At 66.1% G+C, this 20,974-nt stretch carries 1 protein-coding gene; it reads left to right on the top strand.

What is annotated here, in order from left to right; translation table 11 throughout:
* Positions 1-57 precede the first annotated feature (57 nt).
* Entirely contained in the window at positions 58-20,928 is a 20,871-nt protein-coding gene (locus QM590_RS07280; protein ID WP_269594371.1) for a non-ribosomal peptide synthase/polyketide synthase, read from the top strand.
* Positions 20,929-20,974: the final 46 nt, after the last annotated feature.

Raw genomic sequence — 20,974 nt, forward strand, 5'->3', positions numbered from 1 at the left:
GCCGGTGGGGGCGCGTGTGATTGTGGGAAAGAGAGGCTTCGATTGGACCCGCTAGGTGTGGAAGGTGCTGGACACGACGACGGAGTCGGCAGTTCCGAGCATTCGTCGTTCCCACTGTCACCGGCCCAATTGGGAATGTGGTTCGCGCAGCACGTGGACCCCTCGGTACCCGCGAACATCGCCCAGTACATCGAACTGCACGGCGACCTCGACGTGGAGCTGCTTCGCCGAGCATCCTCGCAGGCGGCACTCGAACTGCAATCCGGATTCGTGCGCATCGTCGAAGTCGACGCCGAGCCCCGGCAGATCGTCGACCCCACTCTCGACGACTCTCTGAACTACCTCGATCTGCGCGGTGAGGCCGATCCGCGGGCAGCGGCCCTGGCGTGGATGCACGGCGACTACAGCGCGCCGATCGACATTCTCCGCGACCGACTCATCGCGGCAATCGTCCTGCGCCTCGAGGACGACGTGTGGTTCTGGTACGAGCGCGTGCATCACGTGGTGCTCGACGGTTTCGGTGCCGTCACGTTCATGAACCGTGCGGCGGAGCTGTACACCGCAGCGGTGGAGGGTACCGAGCCGAGCAAGAATCTGGCATCGGACCTGACCAAGGTCTACGACATCGACGTGGCATACCGTGATTCGTCCCGTTTCGAGGCCGACCGCGAGTACTGGGCGTCACGCATCGACGGCATCGACGGAGTCACCACTCTCGCCGGGCACACGGCTCCGCCCGCAGCGAAGAGCCAGATCGACAGCACAGCTCTGTCCACCGAGACGATGGAACGGCTCGAGGCTCTTCGTGCCGAGACGGACACGACGATGGCAACCATCGTCATCGCCGGCTTCGCTGCCTACCTCGCCCAGATGACCGGACGAGAAGACGTCGTACTGTCGCTGCCGGTCACCGCACGCACCACCGCTGTACTTCGCCGTTCCGGCGGCATGGTCTCCAACGTCGTTCCCCTGCGGCTCGACGTGTCGGGAGACACCACCGTCGAGACCCTCTTCGCGCGCGTCAACGCCGAGGTCTCCGGGGCCCTGCGCCACCAGCGTTACCGGCACGAGGACATCCGGCGCGATGCAGGCTCGGCCAGTGGTCAGGCCTCGTTCTTCGGCCCGTGGGTCAACATCATGCTGTTCTTCGGTGAGGTGCGCCTCGGTTCGATGGTCGGCGGCATCAACATTCTCTCGACCGGCCTCATCGAGGATTTCGGGCTCAATCTCTACACCAGCGTCGCCGGGTCCACCACGCACATCGACTTCGAGTCCAACCCCAATCTGTACGGACCGGAACAAGCCGGCCGGAACCACGAACGCTTCGTCGATTTCTTCGCCCGTTTCGTGGCGTCGGGACCGAAGGACGCGGTATGGGATCTGGCACTGACGGACGGTCTCGAACGCGAGCAGGTCGTGGACCGGTGGAACGACACCGAGCACGAGACCGAACCACGGACTCTGCTCTCTGCATTCGAGGCAGCCGCGGCCGCGAACCCGGATGCGACAGCCCTGGTGTACGAGGGCGAGGCGCTGACCTACGGTGACCTCTCGGCGCGCGTGAACGGCCTCGCCCGCCACCTGATCGACATGGGTGTGGGTCCCGAGACGCTCGTCGGACTGTCGATTCGCCGTTCTTTCGACCTCGTCGTCGGCATGTACGCGATCGTCGCGGCGGGCGGTGCCTGGGTGCCGATCGACCCCGACCACCCCGCGGATCGCACGGCCTACATTCTGGATTCCGCGCAGCCGCGGTGCGTGCTGATCTCCTCCCGCGACGACGTGGCGCTGCACGAGGGAACCGAGACGGTTGCGGTCGATCTCGTCGACTGTGCCGCGAGGTCCACGGCACCCGTTCGGGATGTCGAACGCACTGCGCCACTTCGACTTTCGAATACTGCGTACGTGATCTACACCTCCGGTTCCACCGGACGGCCGAAGGGTGTCGCGGTCGAACACGCGGCCATCCACAACCAGATGGAGTGGATGCTCTCGGAGTATCCGATGGACGCATCCGACGTCTATCTGCAGAAGACGGCCACCACCTTCGACGTCTCGCTCTGGGGATTCTTCCTACCGCTGCGCGTCGGCGCGACGATGGTGCTCGCCACCCCCGACGGGCATCGAGACTCGGTCTACGTGGCCAACAAGATCGCCGAACATCGGGTCACCGTCACCGATTTCGTGCCGTCGATGCTGACGGTGTTCGTGGCCAATGCGCCGATGGGCACCTGCAGTTCGCTGCGCCACGTGTTCGTCATCGGTGAGGCACTGCCGGTCGAGACGGCAGCGTCGTTCCGTGCGCTGTGCTCGGCGGGGCTGCACAATCTCTACGGCCCCACCGAGGCCGCGGTCTCGGTCACCTATCACCCCAGCGGACCGGAGGACACCCGTACCGTCCCGATCGGTGTCCCGGAGTGGAACACCAGGGCCTTCGTTCTCGACGGTCGGTTGCGACCCACCCCGATCGGCGAATCGGGCGAGCTGTACCTCGCCGGAGTCCAGTTGGCGCGCGGCTACGTGGGCCGACCGGATCTGAGCTCGGATCGCTTCGTCGCCAACCCCTTCGGCACCGGCGGCGAGCGGATGTACCGCACCGGTGACCTCGTGCGCTGGCGTAGCGACGGCGTGCTGGACTACATCGGACGAACCGATTTCCAGGTCAAGTTCCGCGGCCAACGCATCGAGCTCGGCGAGATCGAAACGGTTCTGCTCGCCAACGAATCCATCTCGCAGGCAGTGGTATTGGTGGTCCAGACGGTCACCGGTGATCAGTTGGTGGCGTACGTGGTCGCGGCTCCCGGGCGATCCATCGAGTCGGCCGCGGCGATCGAGTTCGCCGGTCACGCCCTACCGTCGTACATGGTGCCTGCAGCGGTCGTCGTCCTCGACGCCCTGCCGCTGAACACCAGCGGCAAGCTCGACCGAAAAGCGTTGCCGGAACCGGTGTTCAGCAGTGCGAAGAAGTACCGGGCCCCGCAGAGCCGAGCGGAGTACGTCGTCGCGGGCATCTACGAGGATCTGCTCGGAGCCTCCAAGGTCGGTCTGGACGAGGACTTCTTCGAGCTCGGTGGTAACTCTCTGATCGCCACGCAATTGGTGACGCGAGTCGGCAGCGCTCTCGGTGTGCGACTCGGTGTCCGTGAGCTGTTCGAGGCTCCCACGGTCGGCGCACTCGCGGCCAGGGCCGAATCGGCGGCCCGGCTCGGGGCGGACACCCCGGTTCTGGAGTCGCGGGAACGCCCCGAGCGTATTCCGCTCTCACCTGCGCAACAGCGGATGTGGTTCCTCAACCGCTTCGACCCGACCACCGCGGCGTACAACCTGCCGTTCTCCGTTCGTCTGACCGGCCCGCTGGACGTGGTGGCGTTGTCTGCCGCATTCGCCGACGTCGTCGATCGACACGAAACGCTGCGCACCGTCTACCCCGAAGTGGACGGCTCACCGGAACAGGTCGTGCTTACGGCCGCACGGACTCCGGCGACGATCCTGCCGGTCCGCATCGAACGCAACGAACTGGGTGGCCGGCTGCACGAACTGGTCGCCAAGGGATTCGACGTCACGGTCGATACACCGTTCCGCATCGCACTCTTCGAGATCTCACCGACCGAACACGAACTCGCGATGGTGCTCCACCACATCGCCGCCGACGGCGCGTCGTTCGGCCCGCTGGCGCGGGACGTGCTGGTGGCGTACTCGAGCCGCGTCAAGGGGCGCGCACCCGAGTGGACCCCTCTCGAGGTCCAGTACGCCGACTACGCGTTGTGGCAACGAGCGGTGCTCGGTCCCGAGACCGATCCATTGTCTCTGGCGTCGCGCGAAATCGCCTACTGGAGCGCGACTCTCGAAGATCTGCCCGATCAACTGGCGCTGCCGTCGAGCAGGCCACGGCCCGCCGTGTCCTCGAATGCGGGCAGCAAGCTCCGGGTCGACGTTCCGGCGCATCTGCATGCCTCGCTGGCGAACCTGGCCCGAGCGAACAACGCCTCGCTGTTCATGGTCATGCAATCCGCGTACGCGCTGCTGCTCGCTCGGCTCAGTGGTACCACCGACATCGCCATCGGTGCGCCCGTGGCCGGTCGGGGAGAGCCCGCGCTGGACGACCTGGTCGGCATGTTCGTCAACACGCTCGTACTGCGCACCGAGGTCGATCCGGCGTTGACGTTCGAGGATCTGCTCTCGCGCGTACGTGACACGGATCTGTCCGCGTTCGCGCATGCAGACGTGCCGTTCGAGCGCCTCGTCGAGGTGCTGAACCCGGTCCGCTCGACGTCTCGGCACCCGCTGTTCCAGGTCGCGATCTCACTCGAATCGGCGATGTCTCGCGAGCTCACCGTCGGCAGCCTGCGCGCGGAAGCCGCCGAATTCGATGTTCCCATCGCCAAATTCGACATACAGCTGTGGCTGACCGAGCACCTCGACGACGGAGCGCCCGCGGGTATCGATGCGGTGTTCGAGTACGCAACGGATCTGTTCGACGAAGATCTCGTCGAGAGCTTCGCGCGTCGCTTCCTGGCGATTCTGGACGCGGTCACCACGGACGCGACAGTGCCGGTCGGGGACGTCACGATCGTCGACGCCGCGGAGCACCGTGCCGTGGTGTCGCAGTGGAACGTCTCGGGAGACGACGTCTCACGAGAGCTGACCCTGGTGGATCTGCTCGATGCAGCTGCCGCGAATCACCCGGACGCCGTCGCGGTGCGGTTCGGTGGCTCGTCGATGACCTACGCGGAGTTCGATGCGCAGTCCAATCGCCTTGCGCGCGTTCTCGTCTCGCACGGCGTCGGCCCCGAAAGCCTGGTCGCCGTAGCACTTCCTCGGTCGGCGGAACTGGTCGTCGCGCTCGTCGCAGTGATCAAAGCCGGCGGTGGATACCTCCCCGTCGATCCGAGTTACCCACTCGACCGGGTCGAGTACATGCTCGACGATGCTCGGCCCACCACCGTTCTGTTGTCCGGCTCGGACCGAGTCGAACTGCCGTCCGACGTCGAATCACGTACCGGCGCAGCGTTGCTCGATATCGACACCGTCGAGCTGTCCTCGGTGTCCGACGATCCCGTCACCGACGAGGATCGGACTGCTCCGCTGCGGCCCGACAACGTCGCCTACGTCATCTACACCTCGGGTTCGACGGGCCGTCCCAAGGGCGTGATGGTTCCGCATCGCAACGTCGTTCGGCTGCTCGACAACACCGATTCGGTCTACGGTTTCGGTGCCGACGACGTCTGGACGATGTTCCACTCCTACGCGTTCGACTTCTCGGTGTGGGAGCTGTGGGGCCCGTTGCTCTACGGCGGCACGTTGGTCGTCGTCGACTACTTCACCTCACGGTCGCCGGAGGCATTCCACCGACTGCTCGTCGACGAGCAGGTCACGGTGCTCAACCAGACGCCGTCGGCGTTCTATCAGCTCTCCGAGGCCGATCGCACGACGGCGACCGCGCACGGCGAATTGGCGCTGCGGTACGTGATCTTCGGCGGTGAAGCCCTCGAACAACGACGGCTGACCGGCTGGTTCGAACGGCACGGGCACAGTGCGCCCCAGCTCGTCAACATGTACGGCATCACCGAGACGACCGTGCACGTGTCCTACCGTGCGCTCGATGCCGCGTCCGTCGAGACCAGTGCGTCGGTGGTCGGTAAGCCGATCGCCGGGCTGCGGGTATTCGTACTGGACACTCGCCTGCATCCGGTTCCGGTCGGAGTGCCCGGCGAAATGTACGTCGCCGGTGGACAACTCGCCCGCGGTTACCTCGGTCGCCGGGAACTGACGTCGGTCCGCTTCGTGGCGAACCCGTTCGCGTCGGGAGCCGACGAGGGATCGCTGCTGTACCGAACCGGTGACCTCGCACAGTGGAACGCCGCAGGCGAACTCGAGTACCTCGGACGTTCCGACGACCAGGTCAAAGTGCGCGGATTCCGCATCGAACTGGGTGAGGTCGAGGCGGCGGTGTCCGCTCAGCCCACCGTCACCCAGGCCGCCGTGGTCGTGCGCGAGGACTCGCCCGGTGCAGCTCGACTGGTCGCCTACGTGGTGTCCGCCGCGGTCGAGGGCAGGCCGATCGTCGACATCGAAGACATCAGAACCGGTATCGCAGAGGTACTTCCCGAGTACATGGTGCCGTCGGCTTTCGTCGTGCTCGACGCGATCCCACTGACCGTCAACGGCAAGCTCGATCGCCGGGCACTGCCGGCTCCGGTGTTCGAGGTGCGCGAGTTCCGCGCCCCGACGACACCGATCGAGGAGATCGTCGCCGACGTCTTCGCCGACGTTCTCGGCGTGGAACGCGTGGGTCTCGACGACGACTTCTTCGAGCTCGGCGGTAACTCGCTGATCGCCACGCAGGTGGTCTCGCGCCTGGGAGTCGCTCTCGACGCGACCGTGCCGGTGCGCATGCTGTTCGAGGCATCGACCGTAGCGCTGCTCGCGGTACGGGTGGAGCAGGCCGCAGGGGAGGGCGGCCGCGTCGCGCTCGTTGCAACCGTGCGGCCCGAGCGCATTCCGCTTTCACTCGCGCAGCAGCGTATGTGGTTCCTCAATCGATTCGACGCCGATTCGACCGCGTACAACATTCCGTTCGCACTGAGATTGACCGGCGAACTCGACGTCGCCGCCTTACAGGTGGCGATCATGGACGTCATCGACCGCCACGAATCGCTGCGCACGGTCTACCCGGACACCGCGGCCGGCCCGCAGCAGACCATCCTCGACGCCGCGCAGACGGTGCCGAACCTGATGCCGGTTCCGACGTCCGCGACCGATATCCAGCGGCAGGTCTTCACGCTTGCGTCGACGACGTTCGACGTGACGGTCAACGTTCCGATTCAGGCTCGCCTCTTCGAGATCGGTCCTCGCGAGCACGTCATCGCCATGGTGGTGCACCACATCTCGGCCGACGGCTGGTCGATGGGTCCACTGGCCCGCGATCTCATGATCGCGTACGCCTCACGCACCGCGTGGGAGAACCCGGCGTGGATGCCGCTCGAGGTGCAGTACGCCGACTACAGCCTGTGGCAGCGTTCGGTTCTCGGCTCCGAGGACGATCCGCAATCGCTGATCTCCGGTCAGGTCGACTACTGGGCCGACATGCTTGCCGGTCTGCCCGACCAGCTGGACCTGCCGACCGATCGGCCGCGCCCGAATCGTCAGTCGTACCAGGGATCGTCGATCCGATTCGAGGTACCGGCCGAGGTCCACCGAGGCCTGTCCTCGCTGGCTCACACGCACAACGCATCGCTGTTCATGGTCGTGCACGCCGCTCTGGCGGTACTGCTCGCGCGCCTGTCCGGCACCGAGGACATCGCGATCGGTACCCCGGTCGCAGGCCGCGGCGACGCAGCCCTGGACGACGTGGTCGGCATGTTCGTCAACACCCTCGTGCTGCGCACCGACATCGAGTCGGGTCGCACGTTCTCGGAGCAGATCGGCCGCGCCCGCGAGGTCGCGCTCGGTGCGTTCGGGCACGCCGATCTGCCGTTCGAGCGCTTGGTCGAGGTGCTGAACCCGTCCCGGTCGCAGGCTCGGCACCCGCTGTTCCAGGTGATGCTCTCGTTCGAGAACCTCACCCGTACGCACGTGGACCTACCCGGACTGTCGGTGGACAGCGTCGCCCTCGATGCCGAGGTGGCCAAGTTCGACCTGCAGCTGACCGTCACCGAGTCCATCGGAGTGGACGGTCGCGGACAGGGCATGGCAGCCGAGTTGACCTACGCGACCGATCTTTTCGACGCCGCGACGGTCCGAGGATTTGCGGAACGCTTCGTGCGGATGCTCACGGCCGTGGTCGCAGATCCCTCGCTGTCGGTGGGAGACATCGACCTACTCGACGACGGCGAGCGCGAGCGCGTCGTCACGGCGTGGAACCGGACCGAACACGACGTGCCGAAGCAGGTGACGTTGGTCGACCTGTTCGACCGTCAGGTCGACCGGACCCCCGATGCACCGGCTCTGGTGTTCGAGGGGGAGCGGCTGACGTATGCGGAGTTCGCGGCGAGAGCCAATCGTCTTGCGCGACATCTGGTGTCGACCGGTGTCGAACCCGACTCCCTCGTGGGGCTCGCCATCGGACGCAGCCTCGACCTGTTCGTGGGCATGTACGCGATCGTCAAGGCCGGAGCCGGGTACGTTCCGATCGATCCGACGCAGCCGGCCGATCGCAACGAATACATCGTGGCCACGGCCGCACCGGTCCGAGTGCTGTCCACCACGCGAGATCACGTGGAGTTCGCCGGCGTCGAGACGATCGACATCGACACACTCGACGTGTCGGACCTGTCCTCGACGCCGTTGACCGATGCCGACCGTGCAGCCCCGCTGCGGCCCTCGAACATCGCCTACGTGATCTTCACGTCGGGATCGACAGGTCGCCCCAAGGGGGTCGGGGTCTCGCACGAGGCGATCGTCAACCGCCTGCTGTGGATGCAGCACGAGTATCGGCTGAACGCCGACGACGTGGTGCTGCAGAAGACTCCGTCGACCTTCGACGTCTCGGTGTGGGAGTTCTTCTGGGCTCTGCAGAACGGCGCATCGGTCGCCATCGCTGTTCCGGACGGTCACCGCGACGCGATGTATCTGCTCGACGTCATTGCGCGCGAACATGTCTCGGTGGTGCACTTCGTGCCGTCGATGATGTCCGTCTTCGTCCCCGAGGTGGAGCGCCGCCGAGCATCGGGTGCCACACTGCGGCTGGTGTTCGCATCCGGCGAGGCGCTGGCTCCCACCACGGCTCGTGCACTGCGCCGAGCTGTCAAGGGAGTCGAGCTGCACAACCTCTACGGCCCGACGGAGGCCGCCGTCGACGTGACCTATCACGCTGTCACGGACGAGGATTCGGACGTGATGCCCATCGGTGCGCCGGTGTGGAACACCGCCGTGTACGTGCTCGACTCGCGACTGAATCCCACTCCCGTCGGTGTCGCAGGTGAGCTCTATCTCGCAGGTACACAGCTGGCTCGCGGCTACGTGAGCCGCCCCGACCTGACCGCGGATCGCTTCGTGGCACATCCGTTCGCAACGGGCGGGCAGCGCCTCTATCGGACCGGCGACGTGGTGCGGTGGAACCGTGACGGCGAACTGGAGTACGTGGGTCGTTCGGATTTCCAGGTGAAGCTGCGCGGCCTGCGCATCGAACTCGGCGAGATCGAATCCGCATTGCTGGCACAACGCTCCATCTCCCAGGCAGTCGTCGTGGTCCGCAACGACCAACTCGTCGGGTACGTCGTACCGTCCGGTGCCTCGGTGGAGACCGGAGCCGTCCTCGGTGCCCTGCGCTCTCGACTCGCTGAGTACATGGTGCCGTCGACGCTGATCGTGCTCGAGGAGTTTCCGCTCGGTGCCAGCGGAAAGCTCGACCGCAAGGCTCTGCCCGATCCCGCTTTCGAGGTGACCGAGTACCGGGAACCGACCAACGACATCGAACGCACCGTTGCGGAGGTCTTCGCCCAGGTCCTCGGAGTCGAGCGCGTCGGTCTCGACGACGACTTCTTCGAGCTCGGCGGAAACTCCCTCATCGCAACACAACTGGTGTCGCGACTGGGCGTCGCCATGGACACTCGAATTGCGGTTCGAGAGCTGTTCGACACCTCCACGGTGGCCGATCTGGCCGCGCGGTTGGGCACACTGGTCGCCACCGGAAGCCGTCCGCCGCTGGTGCCTCAGCAACGGCCGCAACACATTCCGTTGTCGCTCGCGCAGCAGCGGATGTGGTTCCTGAACAAGTTCGACGTCGAATCGGCAGCCAACAACATCCCGATCGCCGTGCGACTGTCCGGTCTGCTGGACCGTCGCGCAATGCAGATCGCGGTCGCGGACGTCGTGGCTCGGCAGGAGTCCCTGCGCACGGTGTTCCCGGAGACCGACGGAACCGCGCATCAGGTGATCGTCGACGCAGCCACGGCCACACCGGATCTGACGCCTGTCGACATCGCCGCGCACGAGGTCGCGGATGCGTTGCGTGAACTGGCGACCACCGGATTCGACCTGTCGAAGGACCTGCCCTTCCGAACCAGACTCTTCGAGGTCAGCCCCACCGAGCACCTGCTGGTGTTCGTCGTCCACCACATCGCGGCCGACGGGTTCTCGCTGGGCCCGCTCACCCGAGACGTGATGAACGCGTACGCGGCTCGCTCGCTGAACCAGGAGCCCTTCTGGTCTCCGCTGCCGGTCGACTACGCCGATTACAGCCTCTGGCAGCGCGAAGTACTCGGTTCCGAGGACGACCCGCAGTCGGTCGTCTCGCAGCAGATCGACTACTGGACAGCCACTCTGGCCGGCCTTCCGGATCAGCTCGACGTGCCGTCCGACCGACCGCGGCCTGTCGTGGCGTCGAACCGTGGCGCGCTCGTACGTTTCTCCATCGACGAAGATCTGCACCGCGCGCTGATCGATGCCGCCAGAGCAGAAAACGCCTCGCTGTTCATGGTGGTGCACACCTCGTTGGCCGTACTGCTGTCGCGGTTGTCCGGCGAGGCCGACATCGCGATCGGCACCCCGGTCGCCGGTCGCGGTGAGGCCGCCCTCGACGACTTGATCGGCATGTTCGTCAACACGCTGGTGTTGCGCACCGAGATCGACACGTCGCGGCGATTCGACCAGGTTCTCGCCGACACCCGCGAGACCGACCTGTCGGCTCTGGCCCACGTGGACGTACCGTTCGAGCGGCTGGTAGAAATTCTCAACCCCGCCCGATCCACGGCTCGGCATCCCCTCGTGCAGGTGGTACTCGCGTTCCAGAACCTGGGACAGAAGGATCTCGAACTGCCGGGACTGTCGGTCTCCGGTGTCGATTTCGAGACGCTGGTCGCGCTGTTCGATCTGCAGTTCACGTTCGTCGAGTCGATCGGTCCCAGCGGTGCTCCGCAGGGCATGACCGTCGACGTCACCTACGCCACCGATCTCTTCGACGAAGCCACGGTCGTCACGCTGGGCGATCGGTTGATCACGGTTCTCGAAGCCGTCGCCGACAACCTCTCGACCGTGGTCGGCGACATCGAGCTGCTCGAGCCCGTCGAACGCAGTCGGGTGCTGGTGGAGTGGAACGACACCGCGCACGAGCTCGACCGGGCACAGACGTTGGCCTCACTCGCCGGACAGGTCGACTCGACCTCCGCCGCACTGATTTTCGAGGGCGACACGCTCGGCTACGGCGAATTCCAGGAACGGGTCTCCCGTCTGGCGCGGTTCCTGATCGCCCGCGGTGTCGGACCCGAGAGCGCGGTGGGCATCGCTGCCCGTCGCTCGGTGGAAGTCCTCGTCGGCATTCACGCCATCATCGCCGCCGGCGGTGCGTACGTACCGATCGATCCGGACCAGCCGACCGAGCGGATCGCACACATTCTCGGAACCGCGGAACCGGTCTGCGTGCTGACCACCTCACGTGACGCGGTGGAAGCCGACGGCTACGAGGTGCTCGATATCGACACCCTCGATCTGTCCGGCTTCTCCGATGCGCCGATCACCGACGCGGACCGAATCAGTGCGCTGGCACCGTCCAACACCGCCTACGTCATCTTCACGTCGGGTTCGACCGGGCAGCCCAAGGGCGTGGCCGTCTCACACGAGGCGATCGTCAACCGCCTGCTGTGGATGCAGTCGGAGTACGAGCTGAGTCCCGAGGACGTGGTGCTGCAGAAGACCCCCGTCACGTTCGACGTGTCGGTGTGGGAACTGTTCTGGCCGTTGCAGATCGGCGCTACGTTGGTCATCGCCAAGCCCGACGGCCATCGTGACCCTCAGTACCTGCTCGAGACGATCGAGGCACAGTCGGTCACCACGGCGCACTTCGTACCGTCGTTGCTCGAGGTCTTCGTCTCCGTCGTGGCAGCTGCGCCGTCGCCTGCGGCCGGCTCTCTGCGGACACTGTTCGCATCAGGAGAGGCGCTGCCCGCCGAGGTCGGCGATCGGCTCCGTCGCGTCCTGCCGGGCGTGGCTCTGCACAATCTCTACGGCCCCACCGAGGCGGCCGTCGACGTCACCTACCACGCAGTGACGGAGGCGGACGTCGACCTCGTCCCGATCGGTGTCCCCGTGTGGAACACCAGAACGTACGTCCTCGACGCTCGACTGTCTCCGGTCGCTCCTGGGGTTGCCGGCGAGCTGTACCTCGCCGGAGTTCAACTGGCCCGCGGATATCTCGGACGAACGGACCTGACGGCCGATCGATTCCTTCCCGACCCGTTCGGAGAACCGGGCTCGCGCATGTACCGCACCGGTGACCTGGTGCGCTGGCGCGCGGCGTCCCCCGGTTCGGGACGGTTGGAGTACCTGGGCCGCACCGACTTCCAGGTCAAGCTTCGAGGACTGCGCATCGAACTCGGCGAGATCGAGACCGTGCTGCGCAAGCATCCGTCCGTGGAATCCGCCGTCGTACTGGTTCGGCAGACCGTTGCCGCGGGCGATCAGCTGGTCGCCTACGTCGTACCCACGGTCGGCGGGACCGTCGACGTCGCCGAACTGACGGAGTTCGCGTCGCGTTCGCTCGCGAGCTACATGGTCCCGGCCGCGACCGTCGTGCTCGACGCGCTGCCACTGACGCCCAACGGCAAGCTCGATCGTCGCGCTCTGCCGGAGCCGAACATCGAGCAGCGTGTGTTCCGTGCACCGACAACGACGTCGGAAACCGTTGTGGCCGAGGTCTTCCGCGATGTTCTCGGTATCGATGTGGTCGGTGTCGACGACGAGTTCTTCGCGCTCGGCGGCAACTCCCTCGTCGCCACGAGAGTGGCGTCGAGAATCGGCGCTGCACTCGACACCACGGTGACCGTGCGGACGATATTCGAGGCATCGACCGTGTCCGCACTGGCAGCCAGGCTCGACGAGCTCTCGGGTTCGGGCCGTCGAATTCCGCTGGTGCGCACCGATTTGCCGGATCTGGTACCGCTCTCGCTCGCGCAGCGCCGGATGTGGTTCCTCAACCGGTTCGACCCGGAGTCCGCGACGGAGAACCTCCCCGTCGCCATCGAGCTCAGTGGCGATCTCGACATCCCCGCTCTGCGCGCAGCAGTGGCCGACGTGATCGAGCGGCACGAGTCGCTGCGAACGGTCTACCCGGAGGTCGACGGCGTCGCCTCCCAGGTGATCGTCCCGGCGGAGCGGGTGGTTCCGGATCTGGTACCGACAGCGACCACCACGGGCGAACTGCCGTCGGCGCTGGCGGCGCTGGCGATGGGCGGGTTCGACGTCACCGCGGAGCCGCCGTTGCGTGCTGCGCTGTTCGAGCTGGGCTCGGACCACCACGTTCTGGCGTTCGTCACCCACCACATCGCTGCCGACGGCTTCTCGATCGGCCCCATGACTCGGGATCTGATGGTCGCGTACGCGGCCCGGAGCGCGGGCACCGAGCCCGGTTGGAATCCGCTCGCCGTCCGCTACGTCGACTACACCCTCTGGCAGCAGGCCGTTCTCGGTTCCGAGGACGATCCGTCGTCACCGGTCTCGAACCAGATTCGGCACTGGACGAGGGCATTGGCGTCGCTGCCGGACGAGGTCACCTTCCCCGGCGATCGCGCCCGCCCGGACAGGTCGTCGTATCGCGGCGGCAACATCACGCTGGCCCTCGACGCAGCCACGCACGGACGCCTCGGTGACGTGGCCCGCGCCAACCAGAGCTCACTGTTCATGGTGTTGCACTCCTCGCTCGCCGTGCTGTTGGCCCGGCTGTCCGGTGAGACCGACATCGCGATCGGTACTCCGGTCGCAGGACGCGGTGAGGCCGCACTCGACGACGTCATCGGAATGTTCGTCAACACGCTGGTACTGCGGACCGACATCGATCACGGCGGCGCGTTCACCGAGCTGCTGGCTCGGGCACGCGAGACCGACCTGTCGGCGTTCGCCCACGCCGAGGTGCCGTTCGAGCGGCTCGTCGAGGTACTCGACCCACCGCGGTCGGCGGCTCGGCACCCGCTCGTCCAGGTGATGCTCACCGTGCAGAACATGGAGCAGACCGAGCTCGAACTCCCCGGCCTGAGCGTGCGCGGAGTCGATCTCGACGTCGAGACGGCCAAGTTCGACGTTCAGGTCACGTTCACCGAGAACCACGTCGACGGCGGCATGACCGTCGACGTCAACTTCGCTCGCGATCTCTACGACGACAGCACAGCGCGTGTCATCGGGGAACGCCTGATCCGCGTCCTCGAATCCGTGGCAAGCGATCCGAGTCAGCGAATCGGCGACGTCCCCGTGATGGACGACGCCGAACGCGGCCGTGTTCTCGCACTCGCCCAGGACGCGCCTGCCGTTGCCGATTCGCTCGACACGATCGTCGATCTCTTCGCCGCTCGGGTGGCCGAGGACCCGGACGCTCCCGCAGTGGTGTTCGAGGGTGCCTCCAGGAGTTACCGAGAGATCGACGAGTCCTCGACGGCACTGGCGAAAATTCTCGCCGGCCAGGGTGTCGGGCCGGAGTCGCTGGTGGCGGTCGTGCTGCCGCGTACCGCCGATCTCGTCGTCGCACTGCTCGCGGTGCTCAAAGCCGGCGGTGCCTACGTTCCGATCGATCCGTCCTACCCGGCCGACCGTATCGAGTTCGTACTCACCGATTCTCGTCCGGTGGCCGTCCTGACGTGGACCGGTGTGGACGTGAAGCTCCCCGCAGCGCTTCCCCGGATCGATATCGACACCGCCTCGACGATGGGCGACGTGTTGGTGGCCGATCCGATTCCGGCCACCGCGGCTGCGACAGCGTACGTGATCTACACCTCGGGCTCGACGGGCAAGCCCAAGGGCGTACTCGTTCCGCATCGCAACGTCGTACGGCTGTTGGCGAACACCGAGCGGCACTTCGACTTCGGTCGAGACGACGTGTGGACGCTGTTCCACTCGTTCGCGTTCGACTTCTCGGTGTGGGAACTGTGGGGCCCGCTCACCACCGGCGGCAGCGTCGTCGTGGTCGACTACTTCACCTCCAGGTCGCCGGAAGCGTTGCGAGAGCTGCTCGTTCGTGAGCGCGTCACCGTTCTCAATCAGACTCCGTCCGCGTTTTACCAGCTCGATCAGGTCGATCGGACCGCAGGCTCGACAGGCGACTATTCGTTGCGGTACATCGTGTTCGGTGGCGAGGCACTGGAACTGCGACGACTGGCCGGTTGGTTCGATCGTCACGGCGACGAATCCCCGCAACTGGTCAACATGTACGGCATCACCGAAACCACCGTCCACGTCTCGCACCGCGTCGTGGACGCGCAGTCCGCAGCGCAGGCTTCGGGATCTCTGGTGGGACGCGCCATTTCCGGGCTCTCGGTGCACGTACTGGATTCGCGGTTGTCGCTGGTGCCCGCGGGCGTGCCGGGGGAGATGTACGTCTCCGGTGGTCAGGTTGCGCGCGGGTATCTCGGTCGAGCCGGTTTGAGCGCGACGAGGTTCGTCGCCGATCCTTTCGCAGGCGACGGATCGGTCCTGTACCGCACCGGCGACGTGGCACGGTGGTCGACCGACGGCGAACTCGAATTCGTCGGTCGCGCCGACGATCAGGTCAAGATCCGCGGTTTCCGAATCGAGCTGGGCGAGGTCGAATCCGCCGTCGCGTCCGCTCCTGCCGTCGGGCAGGCCGCGGTGATCGTGCGCGAGGACACTCCCGGTGCAGCACGCCTGGTTGCCTACGTCGTGCCCGTGGCCGAGTCGACCATCGACATCGACGTCGTCAGGGCAGCGATCGGGGAGCACCTTCCCGAGTACATGGTGCCCTCGGCGTTCGTGGTTCTCGACGCGATTCCGTTGACCGGCAACGGAAAACTGGACCGACGAGCGCTGCCCGAACCGGCTGCGCGCACGCGTGAGTTCCGGCCACCGACCACTCCGGTGGAGGAGATGGTCGCCGACGTCTTCGCCGAGGTTCTCGGAGTGGAGCGCGTCGGTCTGGACGACGACTTCTTCGAGCTCGGCGGCAATTCGCTGGTGGCAACGCAGGTGGTGTCCAGGCTGGGTGCCGCAGCGGACACCACTGTCCCCGTCCGCGCACTGTTCGAGGCCCCGACCGTCGCGGCTCTGGCAGCGCGGGTCGAGCAGGGGTCGGGCGCAGGCGCGCGTCCGGCGCTGGTGGCATCGACGCGACCGAGCCGAGTACCGCTCTCGCTCGCGCAGCAGCGGATGTGGTTCCTCAACCGCTTCGATTCCGAGTCCACGGCGTACAACATCCCGTTCGCGCTTCGGCTCAGCGGGCGTCTCGACGTCGACGCGTTGCAGCGGGCCGTCTCCGACGTGATCGAGCGTCACGAGACTCTGCGATCGGTCTATCCGGATTCACCCGAAGGCCCGCATCAGGTGATCGTGCCGATGTCCCAGGTGCCCACCACCCTCGAGGTGATCGACACCGACGCGGAGTCGGTGACCGCGCGGGTTCTGGAGCTCCTGTCGGCGACGTTCGACGTCACCACCCAGGTTCCGCTGAAGACCGCACTCTTCCGAGTCTCGAACACCGAATTCGTACTCGGCATGGTAATCCACCACATCAGCGCCGACGGTCTGTCGGTGATGCCGTTGTCCACCGACGTGATGACCGCATACGCCGCGCGCACCCGTGGTTCCGATCCGACGTGGGCACCGTTGCCGGTGCAGTACGCCGACTACGCGCTGTGGCAACGCCAGGTTCTCGGATCCGAGGAGGATTCGGAATCGATTGCTGCGCAGCAGATTCGGTACTGGGAAAGCGCTCTGGCCGAGCTGCCCGAGCAGATCGAACTACCGCTCGATCGCCCGCGACCCGCCGAGCAGAGCTTCCGGGGCAGCCGCGTCGACTTCCGGATCGACGCAGCCGCGCACACTCGACTGACCGAACTGGCACGCGCACACAACGCGACGGTGTTCATGGCCGTGCACGCGGCGTTCGCCGTGCTGCTCTCGCGCATGTCGGGGTCGTCGGACATCGTCGTCGGAACTCCCATCGCGGGTCGCGGCGAAGCGGAGATCGAGAACCTCGTCGGTATGTTCGTGAACACGTTGGTGCTGCGGCTCGACGTGGCGGGCGGAGCGAGCTTCGAAGACCTCCTCGACGCGGCTCGGGAAACCGATCTGCAGGCTTTCGCCAACTCCGACATACCGTTCGAGCGGCTCGTCGAGGTCGTCAACCCCACTCGGTCGACGGCGCGTCACCCGCTGTTCCAGGTCGGCTTCTCGTTCCAGAACTTCGCGCGCCGAGAATTCGAGCTCGACGGACTGGACATCTCGGCCCTGGACACCGAGACCGGAACCTCGCAGTTCGACCTGCATCTGATCGTCTCCGACGCATCGAGCAGCGACGAGGCGTCGGGCGGGGCCGATGCGTTGTTGACCTACGCGACCGACCTGTTCGACGAGCGCACCGCGCGTTCGCTCGTAGCCCGATTCGAGGCCGTGCTCGACGCTGTCACAGCGGCACCGGCGACCCCGATCGGCGATCTCGATCTGTTCCTCGACGGTGAGCTGCCCGCCATCGTCGAGGAATGGAACGACACCGACCGCGACTTCGATTCGGAAGGTGGCACCACCCTCGCCGATCTGTTCGCGGGCTCGGCAGCGCGCAACGGTGACGCCGTTGCACTCGTGCACGACGACGGCACGCTGACGTACGGCGAGTTCTCCGAGCGGGTGTCGAGCCTGGCCCGTCATCTGATCGGTCTGGGTGTCGGACCCGAAGTGCCGGTGGGGCTTGCCATTCGGCGTTCGGTGGATCTGCTCGTGGGCATGTACGCCGTCTCCGTTGCCGGCGGTGCCTACGTCCCGATCGATCCGGATCAGCCGGCCGAGCGCAACGCGCTGGTGTTGGAGACCGCAGCTCCGCTGTGCGTACTGACATCCGGTGCTGTCGGCCCGGAGATCTCCTCTGCAGCAACGGTCGTCGATATGGCGCAACTCGATCTCGAGGGCTACTCGTCCGCGCCGGTCGCGGCCTCCGAGCGCTGCGGTGAACTCTCCGCCGACACCACGGCCTACGTCATCTTCACGTCCGGCTCCACCGGCCGGCCCAAGGGCGTGGCGGTCTCGCACGGCGCAGTGGTCAACCAGTTGAACTGGCTGCGCGCGGAGTACGGCCTCGACGAGACCGATGCGTCTCTGCTCAAGACCGCAGCGACATTCGACCTGTCGGTGTGGGAGTTCTGGTCGCAACTGACCTCGGGTGGGCGACTCGTCATCGCGAACCCGGAGGGTCATCGCGATCCCGACTACCTGCTCACGCTGATCCGTCGGCATGCGGTGACGACGTTGCATCTGGTGCCGTCGATGTTGTCGATGCTCGGCACCGTTGCCGCGGGCGAGCTGTCACCCGATCTGCGACGTGTCCTGGCCATCGGTGAAGCACTACCCGCAGCGGTGGCACAGGACTTCCGGCGGCACAACGGTTCCGCCGAGCTGTTCAACCTCTACGGCCCGACCGAGGCTGCGGTGTCGGTGACCTCGCATCCGGTCACCGATGCCGATACCGTCACCGTGCCGATCGGCGTGCCCGAGGCAAACACCGCCGTGTTCGTGCTCGATTCGCGCCTTCATCCGGTTCCTGCCGGAGTCACGGGAGAGCTGTATCTCGCCGGTGCACAGCTGGCGCGAGGATATTTCGGGCGTGCGGACCTCACCGCCGAACGGTTCGTGGCGAATCCGTTCGACGCGAACGGAACGCGGATGTATCGCACGGGCGACCTCGTGCGCTGGCGGGTTCCGGTCGTCGACGGCGCACCGGGCGCGGCCCGCCTCGAATACATCGAGCGTGCCGATTTCCAGGTCAAGATTCGCGGCTTCCGCATCGAGCTCGGTGAGATCGAGGCAGCCCTGCGTACACAGGCGACGGTGGCCGACACCGCCGTCGTGGTGCACACCGGCGAATCGATGGGGGACCAATTGGTCGCCTACGTCGTCGGTACGTCCGGAGCAGTACTCGACGTGGCGAGTGTCGAAGCCGAACTCGCCCGCGCCGTGCCGTCGTACATGGTTCCGGCAGCATTCGTCGTCCTCTATGCCCTTCCGCTCAACGCCAACGGCAAACTGGATCGACGGGCACTTCCGGCACCGCAGTTCGAGGTTGCCGAGTTCCGCGCCCCGGTCACTCCGGTCGAAGAGATCGTCGCGGCCACCGTGGCGGAACTGCTCGGTCTGGACCGTGCCGGACTCGACGACGATTTCTTCGCGCTCGGCGGAAACTCATTGGTCGCAACGCAATTGGTCTCGCGGCTGGGCCAGGCTCTCGACGCCCAGATTCCGGTGCGAGCAGTGTTCGCGGCGTCCACCGTCGCAGGCCTGGCCGCCCACATCGCCCCGCTCGTCGGGGGCGGTGCGCGCCGAGAACTGACCGTTCGTGAGCGACCCGATCTGCTTCCACTCTCGATCGCTCAGGAAAGAATGTGGACGATCAACCGGATCGACCCCGGTTCCTCGGCGTACAACATTCCTGTCGCGGTCCGGCTGACCGGCGCACTCGACGTCGACTCGCTGCGTGGGGCATTCGACGACGTTCTGGGGCGCCACGAAATTCTGCGCACGGCATACCCGGATTCTGTGGACGGGCCGGTGCAGCAGATCGTTTCCGTCGCCGAGGTAGGGGTCGATCTGACGCCCGAGCGGGTGGAACCGGATGCAGTGATCTCCCGCCTGACCGAAACCCTCGGTGCCGGGTTCGACGTCACGAAGTCGGTCCCGGTGCGTGCTGCGTTGCTGCAGGTCGCCGACAACGAGCACGTGCTCGCCGTGGTGGCACACCACATCGCTGCCGACGGTTTCTCGATGGGTCCGCTGATCCGCGATGTCATGGTGGCGTACACCGCTCGGATTGCGGGGGAGATGCCGGCATGGACTCCGCTGCCGGTCCAGTACGCCGACTTCGCGCTGTGGCAGCGTGACGTGCTCGGCAGCGAGAACGATCCCGAGAGTCCACTAGCGAAGCAACTGGCGTATTGGACGACCGAGTTGGCAGGTGCGCCGGAACAGTTGGCGCTTCCGCTGGATCGGCCGCGACCGCCTCGCCCGACGATGCAGGGTGCCTCGTACGAATTCTCGTTCGGTTCCGACATCGCATCGGCGATCGAGAAGATCGCTCGCGAACACTCCGCGACGACGTTCATGGTGGTGCACAGTGCCTTCGCCGTGCTGCTCTCGAGGCTGAGCAACTCCTCCGACATCAGCATCGGCACACCCACTGCCGGTCGCGGTGAACAGCAACTCGACGAGCTCGTCGGCATGTTCGTCAACACGCTCGTGCTGCGAACTCGACTCGATCGGAGCGGCACGTTCGCCGAGCTGCTGCAGCAGGCCAAGGACAAGGATCTGGCAGCGTTCGGCCACGCCGACGTCCCGTTCGAGCGGCTCGTCGACGCACTGGGCCGGGCGCGGTCGAGTGCCTACACTCCGCTGTTCCAGGCGATGCTGACGTTCCAGAACCACGTGACCGGGTCGTTCGAGTTGCCGGGTCTGCACGTGCAGGCCCTGCCCGCGGGCGACGACCAGGCCAAGTTCGATCTGCAGCTGACCGCCGTCGAAAAATTCGACGACACCGGAGCACTGCGCGACATCGAGGCGACGTTCACCTACGCGACGGCGATCCTCGACGAGTCGTCGATCGCGACGTTCGCAGATCGGCTGCTGCGGATTCTGAATGCCGTGGTCTCGGATCCGGATGTGGTGCTGCGGTCCATCGACATCCTTTCCGAGGAGGAGAAAGCGGAGTTCGCACCGCGAACCAAGCCCAAGACGGTGGACGATCTGCCCGATCTCGTTGCCCGCGCAGCGGCCGTCGCACCCGATGCGGTGGCACTCGAACACGAGTCGACGACGGTCGGTTTCGCGGCTCTGCACGCCAAACTGGCTCAGATGTCGGCAACGATGGGCTCGGCGATGAAGCCGCAGGCTCTGGTGACGGTCACTCTGTCGGCACTGGTTCCGGGGATCTTGCCCGCCCTCGGTGCGGAGGGGCTGAACACCGCTCTGGCATCGTTGATCGAACGGGCGGAGTCGGTGATCGCGTCGTCGTGACGAATGCCGAGCTCGCCGGTTGTGCACGTGGATCGATCAGGAGGAA

Source organism: Rhodococcus sp. IEGM 1372, from assembly GCF_030056835.1.
Taxonomy (GTDB): domain Bacteria; phylum Actinomycetota; class Actinomycetes; order Mycobacteriales; family Mycobacteriaceae; genus Rhodococcoides.